Here is a 15,091-nt window from a genome sequence, read left to right as displayed (position 1 = left end):
CGCGGTTTATGGTTAACGCTTCGTGAAGAAACTCGCCCCATCATGCCGCAGCAGGGCGGCTTTCCGGCGGGCCCCGCTTGGGGTGTAGAGTCGCGGGGCCGGGATTCGGCGCAGACACGCAGGAGGAGCGAAGCTTGGTTCGGTTCGAGAATGTCGGTCTGCGATATGGAATGGGGCCGGAGGTGCTGAAGGACATCAGCTTCAGCATCGAACCACGCTCGTTCCAATATCTGACCGGCCCCTCCGGTGCCGGCAAGACCACGCTGATTCGCCTCGTGCTGATGGCGCTGAAGCCGACGCGCGGCCTCGTCAACCTGTTCGGGCAGGACGTCTCGCGGCTGGATGCGACGACGCTGACGGCGTTCCGTCGGCGGATGGGCGTGGTCTTCCAGGATTTCCGGCTGCTCGATCATCTGACCCTGTACGAGAACGTCGCGCTGCCCTTGCGCGTGCTCGGCAAGGAGGAAACCAGCTACCGGGCGGAGGTGGTCGAGCTGCTGCGCTGGGTGGGGCTCGGCGAGCGGATGCATGCCGTGCCACCGGTCCTGTCGGGCGGGGAGAAGCAGCGGGCCGCGATCGCGCGGGCGCTGATCAGCCGGCCGGAGCTGCTGCTCGCGGACGAGCCGACCGGCAATGTCGATCCCGGGCTCGGCCGCCGGCTGCTGCGCCTGTTCATGGAATTGCAGTCGTTGGGCACGGCGGTGGTGATCGCCACCCACGACCTCGCCTTGATGGAGCTTTACGACGCGCCACGGCTCGTCCTGGTCGATGGGCGGCTCCATGTCGACGCATGAGCCCGACGAGGACGACCTGCTGATGCAGGATGAAGGCGGCGCGCCGCCGCCTGCATCCCTGCCGGAGCGGCGCGAGCCCGAGCGCGAGGAGCCGGCGCTGCCGCTCAATCTCCGGCGCGACCGCCCGCTGGTCCCGGTCGATACGGTGGCCGGGCGGGCGCTGATGGCGGTGATCGCGATCCTGACCTTCCTGGCGGCGCTCAGCGCAGGTGCCGCGGTGCTGGCCGCGCGCGCCTCCGAGCAATGGCGCGGTGCCGTCGCCAACGAGATGACGATCCAGATGCGGCCCGATTCGCGCCGCGACATGGAGGCGGATCTGTCGCGCGCGCTGGCGCTGTCGGCGGGGGTGGCGAGCATCGAGAGCGTGCGCATCGTCCCCAAGGCGGAATCCGACCGGCTGCTCGAGCCCTGGCTGGGCGCCGGTCTCGACCTGGTGGAGCTGCCGGTGCCCCGGCTGATCGTGCTGAAGCTGAAGCCGAGCGTCGGCCCGGATCTCGCGGCCTTCTCGGAAACGCTGCGCCAGGATCTGCCGAACGCGATCCTGGACGATCACCGGCTCTGGGTGCGGCGGCTCTCGACCATGGCCAGCACGATCATCCTGTCCGGCGTGGCGATCGTCGTGCTGGTGCTCAGCGCGGCGGCGCTGGCGGTGGCCTTCGCGACGCGCGGGGCCATGGCCGGCAGCCGCGACAGCGTCGAGGTGCTGCATCTCGTCGGGGCGGACGACGCCTTCATCGCCCGCGAATTCCAGAGCCGCTTCATCCGCCTCGGGCTGAAGGGCGGGCTCGCGGGTGGCGGCGCCGCGATCCTGGTGATCGCCCTGCTGGGCTGGGTCGCCTCGCGCTGGCGGGCGGCGCCGGAGGGGGAGCAGTTGCAGGCGCTGTTCGGCGCCTTCGAGATCGGCTGGACCGGCTATGCGGCGGTGGTGCTGGTGGCGATGATCGTGGCGGCGATCGCCGGGCTGGTCTCGCGCTTCACGGTCCGGCACTACCTGCGCGTGCTGTCATGACGGGTCCTCATCGATTTGGACGCGGCTGCCGTCCTTATGCCAGATTGCGGCTCTATGCCCGTGGGCAATGGTGATGACCAGCACAGGAAGCCAGCCCTTCGACAAGGCCGGCCCGCGGGAGGCGCGGTCGCCGATGCGCCGCCTCGGCCAGCTTTGCCTGGTGCTGCTCGCGGCCGGGTTGGCGGCGCTGATCTTCGGCTATGTCGCCTTCGCCTCGCGGATCGCCCTGCGCGAGCCCGCCGCTGTGCCGCGCACCGATGCGATCGTGGTGGTCACGGGCGGATCGCAGCGTGTCGGGGATGCGATGGGCCTGCTCGGTGCGGCGCGCGGCGCGCGGCTCCTGATCAGCGGCGTCAACGAGAAGACCGGCCGGGAGGAGCTGGCGCGGCTCAACCCCGCGGCGCGCGATCTCCTGTCCTGCTGCATCGATCTCGACCACCGGGCCCGCAACACGATCGGCAACGCCATCGAGACCCGGCGCTGGGTCCGCCAGCACGGCTTCGCCTCGCTGCTCGTCGTCACCTCGAATTATCACATGCCGCGCACCCTGGCCGAATTCGGCCATGCGATGCCGGGCCTGCGGCTGGTGCCGCACCCGGTCGTCACCGAGAGCATCGACCTCTCGGACTGGCGCAACCATTGGCATGCGGCGCGGTTGCTCCTGCCGGAATACGCCAAATTCCTCGCCGCCAAGCTGCGCGCGCTGGTCGAGGACGATCCCGAGACGTCGCGGCTCTCGGTCATCATCGGCGGGCGCAAGCCGGTCTCGCCCAAGCCCGCCGGGGTGCTCGGTCCCGAGGCCGAGCGGCGTTCGCGGCTGCAGGGATCGGCGCAGGGCGCTTGACGGGGCGGGCGCGGCGCGCTCTTTGCGCGCCATGCTGATCCTGCGCTCCCTCCTGTTCAACATCCTGTTCTACGCCAACCTGATCCTCTGGCTGGTGTTTGCGGCGTTTCCGGCGCTGCTGCTGCCGAAGCGCTGGCTGCTGCGCATCGCCATCGCCTGGGCCCGGATGTCGATGTGGATGCTGCGCGTCGTCGCCGGCACGCGCTACGAGATCAGCGGGATCGAGAACATCCCGCCGGGCGGGTTGATGATCGCCTCGAAGCACCAATCCTTCTGGGAGACCTTCGCGCTCGTCACCGTCTTCCAGAACCCGGTCTTCATCCTGAAGCGGGAGCTGACCTGGATCCCCTTCTTCGGCTGGTGCCTGCTGAAGATGCGGATGATACCGGTGGATCGCGGCGCGAAGGCGCGGGCGCTCGCCCATGTCACGCGCCGCGCCAAGGTCGAGCTGGGGCAGAATGGCCGCCAGCTGCTGATCTTCCCGGAAGGTACGCGCACGGCTCCGGGGGCGCCGCCCGCCTATAAATTCGGCGTCGCCCATATCTATTCCGAACTCAACGTGCCCTGCCTGCCGGTGGCGCTGAATTCCGGCCTCTACTGGCCGAGGCGCAAATTCCTGCGCCGTCCCGGCACGATCCGCGTCGAGATCATGCCGGCGATTCCGCCCGGGCTCGGCAAGGCCGAATTCCACGTGCTGCTGCAGGAGCGAATCGAGACCGCCAGCGACCGCCTGCTGGCGCAGGGGCGCTCCGAACTGGCTGCGCTCGGGCTCGATCCCCTGCAGAACGGCAAGGCGAGCGCCGCTCACTCCTGACATATCCTGACAGCAGCCGGTCCCGGACGGACCGGCCCGCGCTTGACTTGGCGATGCCGCGTTCTCATTTTGTTTTCAGAACAAAGGAGGAACGACATGGCTGCTCTCGCGCATCGCTTCCCGGACGATCTCTTCGACCTCGATCACCGAGCCGAGCCCCACGCCTGCGAGGTGCCGATGCGCAGCACGGCGGGGCTGGGCGAGCGCCGCTTCACCGCCTGGCGCGGCCGCTCGGGGCGTCGCTACGTCGCCTCGGTCTTCGCCATCGGCGACGATCACGCTCTCGGCTTCACCGACGCCGTGCTGCTCGCCGTCAGCGAGGATCGGCGCGTGCTGGCGGCGCGCGATAGCGGGCCGTTCGGGGTCGAGGCGGCGCTGATGCGCTGGCGCCAGGCGGTGCTCTCGGCCGGGGCGCGGGAGATCCACGTCCATCTCCTGGCCGAGGACGGCAGCAGCCGCAGGGCGGCGCTGCTCGATCTGATGCCGGAAGCCTGACGGCGCTCAGCCGCCCATGCGCGGGGCGGTGATGCCCGGCGCCAGCTTCTCGGCGAGATCGGCGAGGACGGGATCGAGAACGCCCATGCGCCTGAGATGCTCATGGGTCTGCAGCACGTAATCCGGGTTCTGGCCGGAGACGCCGACGCCATGGCGCACCAGCTCCAGGATCCGCTCGGCCGGCAGCCGCCCGGCATATTGCAGGTGCTTGCGGTCGGCGACATAGACGAGCGCCGTGACGGCGCGACCATCCGCCAGCTTCACCGGCATGTAGCGTTCCACATAGACCGCCGTCGCCTGCTCCCGCGCCCGGAGATAGGCGATGGTCTCCGCCGCGTCCGCGGCCGCGACCCGGAAGGCGAGACCCCGGCAGACGCCGCCGCGATCCAGCCCGAGCACCAGCCCCGGCCGCTCCGGCGTGCCGCGATGGACATGGGACAGGACGCAGAGCGAGCGGTGATAGCCGTGCAGCCGTGCCATCACGCTCTCGACGAAGGTGAAGCCCGGGCGCCAGATCAGCGAGCCATAGCCGAAGACCCAGAGATCCTCTGCCGGTCCGGAGGCTGCATCGGCCTTGGCCATCGTCACCCACACCCATAATTCAGCCGCTTCGCCCTGCTTGAAACCGCAGGTGGCGCCGGCTCACGGCGGCAGCTAACAATCCGCCTGGCTTTTCGCAAGGAACCGCTTCCGCATGACCGCCTCCTCCGCGCGCCGGCGCAGCCGCCTCTGGCTCTATCTGCCCTTCATCCTGCTCGCCGTCGCGGCCGCCGCCTGGAGCGGCTTCTGGTTCATGGTGCAAAAGCGTGTCGTCGAGGCGGTCGACCAGGCGCTGTCGCGCGAGGCGCAGCAGGGGCGCGACTGGAACTGCGCCGAGCGCTCGGTCACCGGCTTTCCCTTCCGCATCGAGCTGCGCTGCAGCAGCCTCGTGCTGACCTCGTCGCGCTGGGGCGATGCGGTGCGGATCCAGACGGGGCCGGCCGTCGCCGTCGGACAGGTCTATACGCCCGGGCTGGTGATCCTGCAGGTGACGGGGCCGCTGCAGGCGAAGCTGCCGCAGGAGCGCGCGCTCGATCTGGCCTGGACGCGGCTGGAAGCCAGCCTCGCGCATGAGAACGGCCAGCCGCAGCGGCTGTCCCTGGCGCTGGCGGAGCCGAATGCGGTGCTGACCATTCCGGGCCAGCCGGCCGAGAGCTGGAAGGCCAGCGCCTTCGAGGCGCATCTGCGGCGCAACCCTTCGCGGCCGGCCGCGGAGCAGGCGGTCGATGTCGCGCTCAGCGCCAAGGGTTCGGTGCTGCCGGCGCTCGACGCGCTGCTCGGCACGAACCAGCCCGGCGACGTCGCCATCGAGGCGGTCGTCACCCAGACGGAAGCATTCCGCGGCGGGTTCAACCCCGAGACGCTCGAGGCCTGGCGGACGGCTTCCGGCCAGGTCGAGCTGACCCGGCTGAGCTCGAGCAAGGGGCCGGCCCGGGTCGAGGCCGCCGGCCGCTTCCTGATCGACGAGACCCGCCGGCCGGCCGGACAGATCCAGGCCTCGCTCGCCGGCATCAGCCAGATCGCCGGATTGCCGATCGGCGGGCTGATGGGGGGGCTGGGCGGCCTGCTCGGCGGGCGGCTGAGCGCCCAGCTGCCGGGAGCAGCACCCGGGCTGACGGCGCTGCCGCCGATCGTGCTGCGCGAGGGGCGGGTGTTCCTGGGACCGATCCGCCTGCCGGTGCAGCCGCTGGCGGCCTTGTACTGACGCAAGCAAAGGGGGCCTCGCGGCCCCCTCGTTTATTCATCCGGATGATGCGGCCGGTCAGGCCGCCGGCAAGGCGGCGCGCGGCGCCTCGATCTGCACCAGCGCCTTCTTCACCGCGTCCTGGACCTTCTCGAAGGCGCGGACCTCGATCTGCCGCACGCGCTCGCGGGAGACACCGAACTCCTCGGACAGCTGTTCGAGCGTGATCGGATCCTCGGCCAGGCGGCGCGCCTCGAAGATGCGGCGCTCGCGCGGGTTCAGCACATCCAGCGCCTTGCGGAGCGCGGAATGGCGGTTGTCGCTCTCCTGCGCCTCCACCAGCCGCCGCTCCTGGCTCTCGCTGTCGTCGACGAGCCAATCCTGCCATTCGCCCTCACCATCCTCGCGCAGCGGCGTGTTGAGCGACGAATCGCCGCCGAGACGGCGGTTCATGTCGATCACGTCCTGCTCGTTGACGCCGAGCTTGGTGGCGATGGTCTTGACCTGCTCGGGACGCAGATCGCCTTCGCCGAGTGCGGAGATCTTGCTCTTCGCCTTGCGCAGGTTGAAGAACAGCTTCTTCTGATTGGCGGTGGTGCCCATCTTCACCAGCGACCACGAGCGCAGGATGTATTCCTGGATCGAAGCCTTGATCCACCACATCGCATAGGTGGCGAGGCGGAAGCCCTTATCGGGCTCGAAGCGCTTGACCGCCTGCATCAGGCCGACATTGCCTTCCGAAACGACTTCGCCGATCGGCAGGCCATAGCCGCGATAGCCCATGGCGATCTTGGCCACGAGGCGCAGATGTGACGTCACGAGCTGATGCGCCGCGTCGCGGTCGCCATGCTCGCGCCAGCGCTTGGCCAGCATGAATTCCTCGTTCGGCTCCAGCATGGGGAACCGGCGGATTTCGTCTAGATAACGTGACAGCCCGCCCTCGGCGGACATCACGGGCAGCGAAGCAATCGCCATCATGGTCTCCTTCCTGGCCCCCGCTCCGCGGCAGGCCGACCGCGCGATGAACCTTCGCGCAGGCTTCGGATCGTCTGAAGCCAACGCCGCAACCCCGCCCGGGTTCGGCATCGTCTCAGCTGCGGCGCCCCTCTAGCCATCCGCATCCGATGAACAGGCTTATCGCAGGAGAGCTTGGCAGAAAATGGGCAAAGCAGCCAGAAACCCTCACAGGCTCGCGAGCGCATCTTGCAAACATGCAAAATCTTCAGGCGGTTCGGATTCGAACAGGAGCTCTTCCTTGGTGATCGGATGCTCGAAGCCGAGGATGGCGGCGTGCAGCGCCTGCCGCCCCATCGCCAGCAGGGCCTCGCGCGCCGCATCGGGCAGGCGGCTCGCCTTGGTGGCGAAGCCGGAGCCGTAGAGCTGGTCGCCGAGCAGCGGCTGGCCGAGATGGCTCATATGCACCCGGATCTGGTGCGTCCGGCCGGTCTCCAGCCGGCATTCGACCAGGCTCGCCAGTGCCTCCGCCTCCTCCCGGCCACGCAGCAGCGGCGGGTAGCGTTCGACCAGGCTGTAATGGGTGATCGCCTCGCGGCCCTGATCCTCGCCCACCACCTGCATCTTCTCGCGATTGCGGTTGGAGCGCTCGATCCGCGCCTCGATCGTTCCGTTCTGGCGGCGCGGCGAGCCCCAGACGATGGCGAGATAGGCGCGCTGCAGCGGCCCGGTGCGGCCATGATCGGCGAATTGCTTCGCCAGCCCCTGATGCGCCTTGTCGGTCTTGGCGACGACCAGCAGCCCGCTGGTATCCTTGTCGAGCCGGTGCACGATTCCGGGCCTTCGCACCCCGCCGATGCCGGACAGGCTCTCGCCGCAATGCGCGATCAAGGCGTTGACGAGGGTTCCGTCCTCATGGCCGCCGGCCGGATGAACGACGAGCCCCGCCGGCTTGTCGATGACGATGAGATGCGCGTCCTCATAGACCACGTCGAGCGGGATATCCTGCCCGAGCGGCGCCGGCGGCTTCGCCTCCGGCATCACCAGCGCGACCAGGTCCCCCAGTGCGACCTTGCGGCTGCCATCGCCGGCCTGGGCGCCGTTCACGGTGACGCCGCCCTCCTTGATCACCTGCTGCAGGCGGGCGCGCGAAATCTCGCCCGCGAGCATCGCCAGCGCCTTGTCGAGCCGCAGGCCCGCCTGCGCCTCCGTGACCTGCAGGGTGACGCCGGCTTCGGGAGCTGGCGCGGCGGGGTTTTGATCCGGGTTCATGGCGGAGCTATAGGGGCCGGCGGCGCGGCCCGCACCTGTTTTCCGCGCCGCGATGGATCAGCCGAAGATCTTGAACTTCGCCTTCTTGTCGACGGGCGGCTCGTCGCCCTCCGGGCCGGGATCGTCCGGCGCGTGCGAAACCGGGAAGATCACGGGCCGGAGGCCGCCATCGCGGGCAGCCGCCGCCCTGGCTTCGGCCGCGGCCGAGGCGGGCGGCTCCGCCGGAGGCGCGGGGGTTCTGGCCGGGGCGGGCTCCGCCGCAGCGGCGATGGCCGGCTGCTCCGCCGGTGCGACGGGGGACGCTTCCGCCGCTGCCGGAGCGGGCTCGGCGGCCGCGGGAGCGGCGGATTGATCGAGCGTGACCGGGGTCTTCGGCTCGGATTTTCTGGACGCCTCGCGCTTGGCAGGTTCCGGCTTGGGAGGCTCCGGCTTGGGCGGCTCCTGTTTCAGCGGTTCCTGTTGAGGCGGTTCTTGCCTAAGCGGTTCTTGCACCCGCTGCGCCGGCCCGGAGAGGTCCGGCACCGTCTCGGCCTTGCCCTCGATCAGTTTCGGGCCGTCGTCGAGATCGGCCAGGACGTCGTCGAGCCCCTGGGCCTGGCTGCTCAGCGTCGCCGGGGGGACGGTCCAGACGAAGGCATCGAGCCGGCCGCTGATCGGCGAGACCGGCAGCCAATGGTCGGAGACCACACCATCGGCGACCCAGGCGGCATCGCGCGGGGCGCGGGTGGCGCGGGAGAGCCATTCGCGGACGCGGCCGGCCGAACCATGCTCGGCCTCCTCCAGCTCGGCCATCAGCAGGCAGACGCGCATCGAGGCGCCGCCAGCCAAAAGCGGCTTCAGCGCCGAGCGCGCCTTGGCGAATTCGCGGGCATGGATCGCGGCACCGGCCAGAGCCAGCACGCCTTCCGGATCTGAGGGGCGCAGCCGGGTCAGGGTCTGGGCGCGCGCCAGCCGGTCGAGGGCGCTGTCGCCGGGGCGGGCGTCGAGATAGGCGGCGGCGACGTCGGGATGCGACACCTCCTTCCAGGCGGCTTCCAAGATCTTGGCCGCTTTGCGGATATCGCCGCGCTCGGACAGCATCCGCCCGGCGATCACCGCCGCCGGCGTCAGCCCCGGCGCCAGCTTGACGGCTTCGAGCGCCGCGGCCAGCGCCTTTTCCGGCTCGGAATTGCGGGCCTGCATCGCCTCGGCCGCCAGCAGCACGGCACGCTGGCGCTTGGCCTCGGCCTTTTCGGCGAGGCGCAAGGCGGCCCGGCGCTCGACGGCGGTGCGTGCCGCCTGCCAGTCGCCGGCGCTGGTGTGGAAATCGAGCAGGGCGTCATTGGCCCAGGCGAGCGATGGCGAGCGGCGGACGGCATCGTCGGCGAAGGCGCGGGCCGCCGCCATGTCGCCGCGGCGCTTGGCCTCGACGAACAGGCCGCGCAGCCCCAGGACGCGGGTCTCGGGCTTGTCCAGCATGGCCTTGAAGGCGGCCTCGGCCCTGCCGCGATCGCCCGATAATTGCGCGGACTGGGCTTCGAGCAGCAGGGTCAGCGGTTCATTGCCGGCGAAGCGGCGGGCATCGGCGGCGTGGCGGCCGGCCGCGACGGGATCGCCCGCGCCGATCGCGACCATGCCGCGCGAGACGGCCTCGAAGCCGCGGGCGCGACGGCGCGAGCGCGAGGCGAAGCTGAAGGCGCCGGGCAGGCCGAGGACGAAGCGCAGCACCGCCCAGGCGAGCATGGCCAGCATGGCGAGCAGCACGACGCCGATGGCGGCGATGGCGACGCTGGTCTCGATCCGGTAGCCCTGCCAGAGCACCGAGACCTCGCCGGGACGATCGGCGAGCCAGACCGCGCCGACCGCGAGACAGGCGAAGACGAAAAGGTAGAGCAGAACACGAACCATCAGACCCTATCCTCCGTCAGCCTGCTGCGCCGAGCGCGGCAACGGCATCCTGCGCGATTTTGGCGATGGCGGCATCGGCCGCCGCCCGCTGTTTCAATCTGTCGCCCAGCGTCGCGCTGCCGCGGCGCGCCGGCTCGGGCAGCTGCTCCCAAAGAGCGGAGGCCTCGGCAAAGTTCCCTGCCGTCACCGCGTTCTCCAGCCGGACGAGCAGCGTGCCGCGGTCATTGGCGCCGGTGTCGCCGACCGGGCGGATCGTCACGATACGGCTCGCCAGCCCCATCACCCTGTCCTGCCAGCCGGCCGAGGCGGGGGTGAGCTCGCGCGAGATCATCGCCCGATGCGTCGCCAGCTCCGCGAGCAGGGCGTCCCGCGTCGGCGCACCCGCTTCCGCAACGGCGCGCAGGGCGGCGATCTGCTCCTGGGCACCGCCGCCGGAGGCCAGAGCCGAGACATCGGCGGCGAAGGGACGCCCCGCCGCGATCGCGCTGCGGATCCGCTCGGCCAGCACGATCCGCGCGGCCGCCATGGCCTGCGGCGAGGGCGCGGCGGCCGCCTTGGCGAGGCTTTCGACGGAGCCGATGCGGGCCGAGGTCTGGTCCAGCCGCTGTTCGACTGCGGTCGCGGTGGCCTGCGCCCGCTTTGCCTGTTCGCTCAGGCCCTCGATCGCCTGAAGATCGGGCGCCTGGGCGCGCTGGGTATTGGCCAGTTCCGCCACACGCTGCGCATTAGCCTGGATCTGGTTGCCGGCCTGGGCGGCGGCGGCCGCGGCCGCATTGGCCTTCTGCTCGGCCGCGGCGGTGCTGGTGCGAAGCGCCTCGAGCCGGGTCTGCAGCTCCGCGAACTGCTCCTGCGAGGGGCCGGAGGCGAGCCGGCCGGCACCCAGCAGCATCAGCCCGGCGCCGATCACGCCACCGACAAGCCCGGCCACGGCGAGCGCCGCCCAGGGCGTGCGCCTGCGCGCATCGGCAGGCGTCCCGGCCCGAGCGGCGGACGTCTCCGCGCCTTCGGGCGGGGCGGGCGGCGGGGCGAACTCGGCCGGCAGCGCCTCCGTCGGCAGCACCGTCTCGGCGGCCGGAGCATCCGCGCCGTCTTGCGAAGCGGGGAGGGCGGCGTCGGACGGCTCGCCCGCCGCGGGCGCGTCGGACCCCGCGGCGGTCGCCCCGGCTTCGCTCGGCGCGGCGGAGGTCTCGCTCGCCGCAGCCTCGCCCTCGACGGGCAGGGCGGTGCCCTGCAGGGTCGGCGGGGTGCGGCGGGAGCGGCTGCGGGCTGTCGGCTTGTCCTTCATGGCGCCCTTGTCGGCTGCCGCGTCGCCCGGCGCAACCGTCTCCTGCGCCGCAGCCCTGCCGCTGCCATGCCGGTCGGAGACCTGGTCCAGCGCCGCGAACAGGCCCGCCTCTTCCGGATATTCGGCGACGAGGACCGTCTCGGCATCGCTCGCGATCAGCGGAGCGGCGACCTCCGCCGAGAGCGCGACATGGGTCAGGCTCGCCGCTTCCGCCGCCAGCCCGGCCTTGCGCGCCAACGCCATGAAGGTCTGCGCGCCGCGGGCCGAATAGTGCAGAGCCGCGTCGGCCGCGCCGGCGCGCAGGGCCGAGACGGCCTCCTCGGGGAGATCGCTCACCGCCTCGGCGGCATAGCTCGTCCAGATCGTGACCGCGTAGCCGGCCTCGCGCAGCCGGTCGGGGACATCCTCATGGCGGTCGCGCCCGAGGATCAGCAGCAGCCGCGCCGGCGGCGCGAGATTGGAGGAGATCAGCGCGATCAGGTCGTTGCGGTCACCATCGGCGCTGCGGGCATCGCCGAAACCGGCGTCGCGGGCGCGCTGGGCGGTTCGCGCCCCGACGCTGAAGATCGGCAGGTCGCGCCAGGGCTGGGGCGCGGCGGCGAGGGCGGGGACGCCGTTGCCGCTGGTCAGGACGACCGCGTCGAAGGGGCCCTCGGGCGCGGGCTCGTCCAGCGGCACGATGGTGAAGAGCGGCGCCACGATCGCCTCATGGCCGCGCGCCGTCACCGCCCGCGCGCTGCGCTCGGCGTCAGATTGAGGACGGAAGACGAAAATTCGCATAGGGTTCTTTCCTCGTTCCGGCCAGTCTAGCCATAGATGCCCTGCGGCGCGCGGGCCCGCAGATGCCGGCCCAGCTCGGCGCCCAAAGCGGCGGCCTCGCTGGCCGGTCCGCTGCGCTCATCCTCGGCGCAGGCCGTGCCGTCGGGCGCCAGCAGCAGGCCGCGCAGATGGACATGGTCGCCGGTCACGGTGGCATGGCCGGCGATCGGCGTGCGGCACGAGCCGTCGAGCTCGGTCAGGAAGGCCCGTTCGGCGGCGAGCGCGATGCCGGTGTCGCGGCACAGGATCGGCGCGACGGCCTCGGCCGCCGCCGCGTCGTCGGCACGGATCACGATGGCGATGGCGCCCTGCCCGACGGCGGGCAGGCTGTCCTGCGTGGACAGGACGCCGCTGATCCTGTCGAGCAGCCCCAGGCGCTTCAGCCCGGCATAGGCGAGCAGGGTGGCGTCGAGTTCGCCGCGGGCGACCTTGTCCAGCCTCGTGCCGACGCTGCCGCGCAGCAGCACGATGTCGAGATCCGGCCTGGCGCGCCGCAGCATCGCCTGCCGCCGCAGCGAGGCCGAGCCCACCACCGCGCCGTGGCGCAGCTCCGCGACCGAACGCGCCTCCCGCGCGATCAGCGCGTCGCGCACGTCCTCGCGCGGCAGATAGCCAGCGATCACCAGACCCTCGGGCAAAGCGGTCGGCAGGTCCTTGGCGGAGTGGATCGCGAAGTCGATCCGCCCCGCCAGCTGCGCGGCGTCGATCTCCTTGGTGAAGAGGCCCTTGCCGCCCGCCTCCGACAGAGCGCGGTCCTGGATCGAATCACCTGTGGTGCGGATCACCTCGAGCGGCAGCTCCGCGACCGGCCAGCCATGGGCGCTGCCGAGGCGGCCGGCGAATTCATGCGCCTGGGCCAGCGCCAGCGGGCTTCCGCGCGTGCCGACGACATAGCGCGCCTGTGCGGCCTGGCCCTGCGGGGCTTCGACGGTGTCGGTCATGGTTCGCGGCTTCCCCCGTTTCGGCCCGGTTCCGCCCTGACAACCCCATCGGCCGTCGGCGGTTCACCTGGCTCTTGGCCTTATGCTGTCTCGCGCACTATACGGTGGAAATCCCGGGGGGGAACCGCCGGGCGACAGGCGCCCGACGAAGCTGCCGTTTCCGCCTGACGTTTCCGCCGCATCCTGCGAGGCCAAGCCGAACGACATGCGTGTTCTGGGCATAGAGACGACTTGTGACGAGACCGCGGCCGCCGTGGTCGAACTCGCCCCCTCCGGCGAGGTCAAGATCCTCTCCAACGAGGTGCTGAGCCAGATCGCCGCCCATGCCGCCTATGGCGGCGTGGTGCCGGAGATCGCGGCGCGCGCCCATGTCGACGCGATCGACCGGATCGTCGCCCGGGCGCTGGAGGGGGCGGGCGTCAAGCCGGCGGAGCTCGACGGCATCGCGGCGGCGGCCGGGCCGGGGCTGGTCGGTGGCGTGATGGTCGGGCTGACCACGGCCAAGGCGATCGCCCTCGTCACCGGGCGGCCCTTCATCGCCGTGAATCACCTCGAGGCGCATGCGCTGACGGCGCGGCTGACCGACAGCCTGGCGTTCCCCTATCTGCTGCTGCTGGTCTCGGGCGGGCATACGCAATTGCTCGCCGTCCGCGGCGTCGGCGACTATCTCAAGCTCGGCGGCACGATCGACGATGCGGTCGGCGAGGCCTTCGACAAGATCGCGAAGATGCTGGGCCTGCCCTATCCCGGCGGGCCCTCCGTCGAGCGCGAGGCCGAGACGGGCGATCCGGAGCGCTTCGACTTCCCGCGCCCGATGAGCGGGCGGCCGACGCCGGATTTCTCGCTGTCGGGGCTGAAGACGGCGGTGCGGCTGGTGGCCGAGCGGATCGCGCCGCTCTCGGACCGCGACGTCGCCGATCTCTGCGCCTCCTTCCAGGCGGCGATCGTCGACGTGCTGGTCGACCGCACCCGGGCGGGGCTGCGCGTCTGCCGCTCCTTCGACGTGCGGCCGACGGCGCTGGTCGTGGCCGGCGGCGTCTCGGCCAACCAGGCGGTGCGACGCGGGCTGGCGCGGCTGGCGACGGAGGCCGGGCTGCAGATGGTGGCTCCGCCGCTGTCGCTCTGCGGCGACAATGGCGCGATGATCGCCTGGGCCGGGCTGGAGCGCCTGCGGCTCGGGCTGGTGGACGATATGAGCGCGGTGGCGCGGCCGCGCTGGCCGCTGGACGAGCTCAGGCCCGGAGCATGAGCGGAGCCAGCGTCTTCTCCAGCATCGGCGTGGTCGGCGCCGGCGCCTATGGCGCGGCGCTGGCGCTCGCCGCGGCGCGGGCCGGACGCAAGGTGACGCTGTGGGCGCGCGACCCGCAGACGGTCGAGGCGATCCAGCGCACCGGCCGGGCGCCGCGCCTGGCGGGGGCGGATCTGCCGGACAGCGTCACGGCGACGGCCTCGCTCGCCGATCTCGCCGGGGCGCGGGCGCTGGTGCTCGCCGTGCCGACCCAGGCACTGCGCCAGGTCTGCGAGGCGCTCGCTCTGGCGCTGGCGCCGGGGCGGCCGGTGATCTCGGCCGCCAAGGGCATCGAGCAGGCGAGCGGGCTGTTCACCACCGACGTCATCGCCGATGCCTGGCCCGGCGCCGTGCCCGCGATCCTGTCCGGTCCGAGCTTCGCCGCCGATATCGGGCTCGGCCTGCCCACCGCCGTCACCCTCGCCGCGCGCGATGCGGTGCTCGCCCGGGCGCTGGCGCAGGCGCTGAGCTCGGCCGCCTTCCGGATCTATCACAGCGCCGATCCGCGCGGGGTCGAGATCGGCGGGGCGGCCAAGAACGTCCTGGCTATCGCCGCGGGCGTCAGTGTCGGGCTGGGCCTCGGCGAGAGCGCGCGGGCGGCCCTGGTCGCTCGCGGTTTCGCCGAGCTGCGCCGCTTCGGCGAGGTCTATGGCGCGCAAGGCGAGACGCTGATGGGGCTGTCGGGGCTGGGCGATGTGGTGCTGAGCTGCGCCTCGCCGCAATCGCGCAATTTCGCCTTCGGCCAGGCGCTCGGCGAGGGGCGGAGCGTGGCGGAAGCCGGCGGCGGGCGGCTGGTCGAAGGCGCCTTCACCGCGCCGGCCCTGGTCGGGATGGCGCAGGCGCGCGGCGTGGACATGCCGATCGCCGCGGCGGTCGCGGAGATCGTCGCCGGGCGGATCGGCGTGGCGGAGGCGGTGGCCGGGCTGCTGGCGCGGCCGATCCGCTCGGAATCGTAAGGGAGACGGC

The 15,091-nt window shown here is 71.6% G+C and carries 14 protein-coding genes; 8 read left to right on the top strand and 6 right to left on the bottom strand.

Annotation, left to right across the window (positions count from 1 at the left end):
• Positions 1–134 precede the first annotated feature (134 nt).
• The 5 genes from ftsE to ASG72_RS07185 all read left to right on the top strand — a co-directional run bounded on the left by ftsE (position 135) and on the right by ASG72_RS07185 (position 3,956).
• Positions 135–794 carry a cell division ATP-binding protein FtsE gene (ftsE, locus tag ASG72_RS07205; protein WP_200939908.1) on the top strand — a complete coding sequence of 220 codons (660 nt, stop codon included), beginning with the start codon at positions 135–137 and terminating at the stop codon, positions 792–794.
• Positions 781–1,803 (top strand): ABC transporter permease, encoded by a 1,023-nt coding sequence (locus tag ASG72_RS07200; protein ID WP_162246203.1) that lies wholly within the window; start codon positions 781–783, stop codon positions 1,801–1,803. The genes ftsE and ASG72_RS07200 overlap by 14 nt, the downstream gene beginning before the upstream one ends.
• Before the next feature lie 73 nt (positions 1,804–1,876).
• The gene (locus tag ASG72_RS07195; protein ID WP_082540200.1) at positions 1,877–2,647 is read left to right on the top strand and encodes a YdcF family protein; all 771 of its coding nucleotides are present in this window, start codon (positions 1,877–1,879) and stop codon (positions 2,645–2,647) included.
• A gap of 31 nt (positions 2,648–2,678) precedes the next feature.
• On the top strand, positions 2,679–3,461 hold the full coding sequence (locus ASG72_RS07190) for a lysophospholipid acyltransferase family protein (protein ID WP_056710568.1): 783 nt from the start codon (positions 2,679–2,681) through the stop codon (positions 3,459–3,461).
• Positions 3,462–3,557: 96 nt separating this feature from the next.
• Positions 3,558–3,956, top strand: a complete 399-nt coding sequence (locus ASG72_RS07185; protein WP_056710565.1) for a hypothetical protein — start codon at positions 3,558–3,560, stop codon at positions 3,954–3,956.
• A gap of 6 nt (positions 3,957–3,962) precedes the next feature.
• On the opposite strand, the gene ASG72_RS07180 is transcribed toward ASG72_RS07185, so the two are convergent.
• The gene (locus ASG72_RS07180) at positions 3,963–4,538 is read right to left on the bottom strand and encodes a gamma-glutamylcyclotransferase (RefSeq protein ID WP_056710564.1); all 576 of its coding nucleotides are present in this window, start codon (positions 4,536–4,538) and stop codon (positions 3,963–3,965) included.
• A gap of 112 nt (positions 4,539–4,650) precedes the next feature.
• Here ASG72_RS07180 and ASG72_RS07175 point away from each other — a divergent pair, with 112 nt between their 5' ends.
• Positions 4,651–5,700 (top strand): DUF2125 domain-containing protein, encoded by a 1,050-nt coding sequence (locus ASG72_RS07175; protein WP_056710562.1) that lies wholly within the window; start codon positions 4,651–4,653, stop codon positions 5,698–5,700.
• A gap of 57 nt (positions 5,701–5,757) precedes the next feature.
• On the opposite strand, the gene rpoH is transcribed toward ASG72_RS07175, so the two are convergent.
• From rpoH to hemC, 5 genes are all read right to left on the bottom strand, one after another.
• Positions 5,758–6,654, bottom strand: coding sequence for an RNA polymerase sigma factor RpoH (gene rpoH, locus ASG72_RS07170; protein WP_056710560.1), 897 nt, complete (start codon positions 6,652–6,654; stop codon positions 5,758–5,760).
• A 207-nt stretch (positions 6,655–6,861) separates the two neighbouring features.
• Positions 6,862–7,905 carry an RluA family pseudouridine synthase gene (locus tag ASG72_RS07165; protein WP_056710542.1) on the bottom strand — a complete coding sequence of 348 codons (1,044 nt, stop codon included), beginning with the start codon at positions 7,903–7,905 and terminating at the stop codon, positions 6,862–6,864.
• Between the two features lie 57 nt (positions 7,906–7,962).
• Positions 7,963–9,792, bottom strand: coding sequence for a heme biosynthesis HemY N-terminal domain-containing protein (locus ASG72_RS07160; RefSeq protein ID WP_082540159.1), 1,830 nt, complete (start codon positions 9,790–9,792; stop codon positions 7,963–7,965).
• Between the two features lie 16 nt (positions 9,793–9,808).
• Positions 9,809–11,857 carry a uroporphyrinogen-III synthase gene (locus ASG72_RS07155; protein ID WP_082540158.1) on the bottom strand — a complete coding sequence of 683 codons (2,049 nt, stop codon included), beginning with the start codon at positions 11,855–11,857 and terminating at the stop codon, positions 9,809–9,811.
• 26 nt (positions 11,858–11,883) lie between these two features.
• Positions 11,884–12,837, bottom strand: coding sequence for a hydroxymethylbilane synthase (gene hemC, locus ASG72_RS07150; protein WP_056710537.1), 954 nt, complete (start codon positions 12,835–12,837; stop codon positions 11,884–11,886).
• A gap of 205 nt (positions 12,838–13,042) precedes the next feature.
• On the opposite strand from hemC, the gene tsaD reads away from it, so the two are divergent.
• Entirely contained in the window at positions 13,043–14,086 is a 1,044-nt protein-coding gene (gene tsaD / locus ASG72_RS07145) for a tRNA (adenosine(37)-N6)-threonylcarbamoyltransferase complex transferase subunit TsaD (RefSeq protein WP_056710536.1), read from the top strand.
• Entirely contained in the window at positions 14,083–15,081 is a 999-nt protein-coding gene (locus ASG72_RS07140; RefSeq protein WP_056710534.1) for an NAD(P)H-dependent glycerol-3-phosphate dehydrogenase, read from the top strand. The genes tsaD and ASG72_RS07140 overlap by 4 nt, the downstream gene beginning before the upstream one ends.
• Positions 15,082–15,091 lie beyond the last annotated feature (10 nt).

Origin of the sequence: Allobosea sp. Leaf344, from assembly GCF_001426225.1 — a bacterium.
Lineage (GTDB): Bacteria > Pseudomonadota > Alphaproteobacteria > Rhizobiales > Beijerinckiaceae > Allobosea.
The sequence above is the reverse complement of the archived record's forward strand: the minus strand, read 5'-3'. Positions and strand labels throughout refer to the sequence as shown.

Bases quoted from the DNA above. Each gene is read 5' to 3' on its own strand.
- ASG72_RS07200 (WP_162246203.1), top strand. From the start codon at position 781: ATGTCGACGCATGAGCCCGACGAGGACGACCTGCTGATGCAGGATGAA.
- ASG72_RS07195 (WP_082540200.1), top strand. From the start codon at position 1,877: ATGACCAGCACAGGAAGCCAGCCCTTCGACAAGGCCGGCCCGCGGGAG.
- ASG72_RS07190 (WP_056710568.1), top strand. From the start codon at position 2,679: ATGCTGATCCTGCGCTCCCTCCTGTTCAACATCCTGTTCTACGCCAAC.
- ASG72_RS07185 (WP_056710565.1), top strand. From the start codon at position 3,558: ATGGCTGCTCTCGCGCATCGCTTCCCGGACGATCTCTTCGACCTCGAT.
- ASG72_RS07180 (WP_056710564.1), bottom strand. From the start codon at position 4,538: ATGGCCAAGGCCGATGCAGCCTCCGGACCGGCAGAGGATCTCTGGGTC.
- ASG72_RS07175 (WP_056710562.1), top strand. From the start codon at position 4,651: ATGACCGCCTCCTCCGCGCGCCGGCGCAGCCGCCTCTGGCTCTATCTG.
- rpoH (WP_056710560.1), bottom strand. From the start codon at position 6,654: ATGGCGATTGCTTCGCTGCCCGTGATGTCCGCCGAGGGCGGGCTGTCA.
- ASG72_RS07165 (WP_056710542.1), bottom strand. From the start codon at position 7,905: ATGAACCCGGATCAAAACCCCGCCGCGCCAGCTCCCGAAGCCGGCGTC.
- ASG72_RS07160 (WP_082540159.1), bottom strand. From the start codon at position 9,792: ATGGTTCGTGTTCTGCTCTACCTTTTCGTCTTCGCCTGTCTCGCGGTC.
- ASG72_RS07155 (WP_082540158.1), bottom strand. From the start codon at position 11,857: ATGCGAATTTTCGTCTTCCGTCCTCAATCTGACGCCGAGCGCAGCGCG.
- hemC (WP_056710537.1), bottom strand. From the start codon at position 12,837: ATGACCGACACCGTCGAAGCCCCGCAGGGCCAGGCCGCACAGGCGCGC.
- tsaD (WP_056710536.1), top strand. From the start codon at position 13,043: ATGCGTGTTCTGGGCATAGAGACGACTTGTGACGAGACCGCGGCCGCC.
- ASG72_RS07140 (WP_056710534.1), top strand. From the start codon at position 14,083: ATGAGCGGAGCCAGCGTCTTCTCCAGCATCGGCGTGGTCGGCGCCGGC.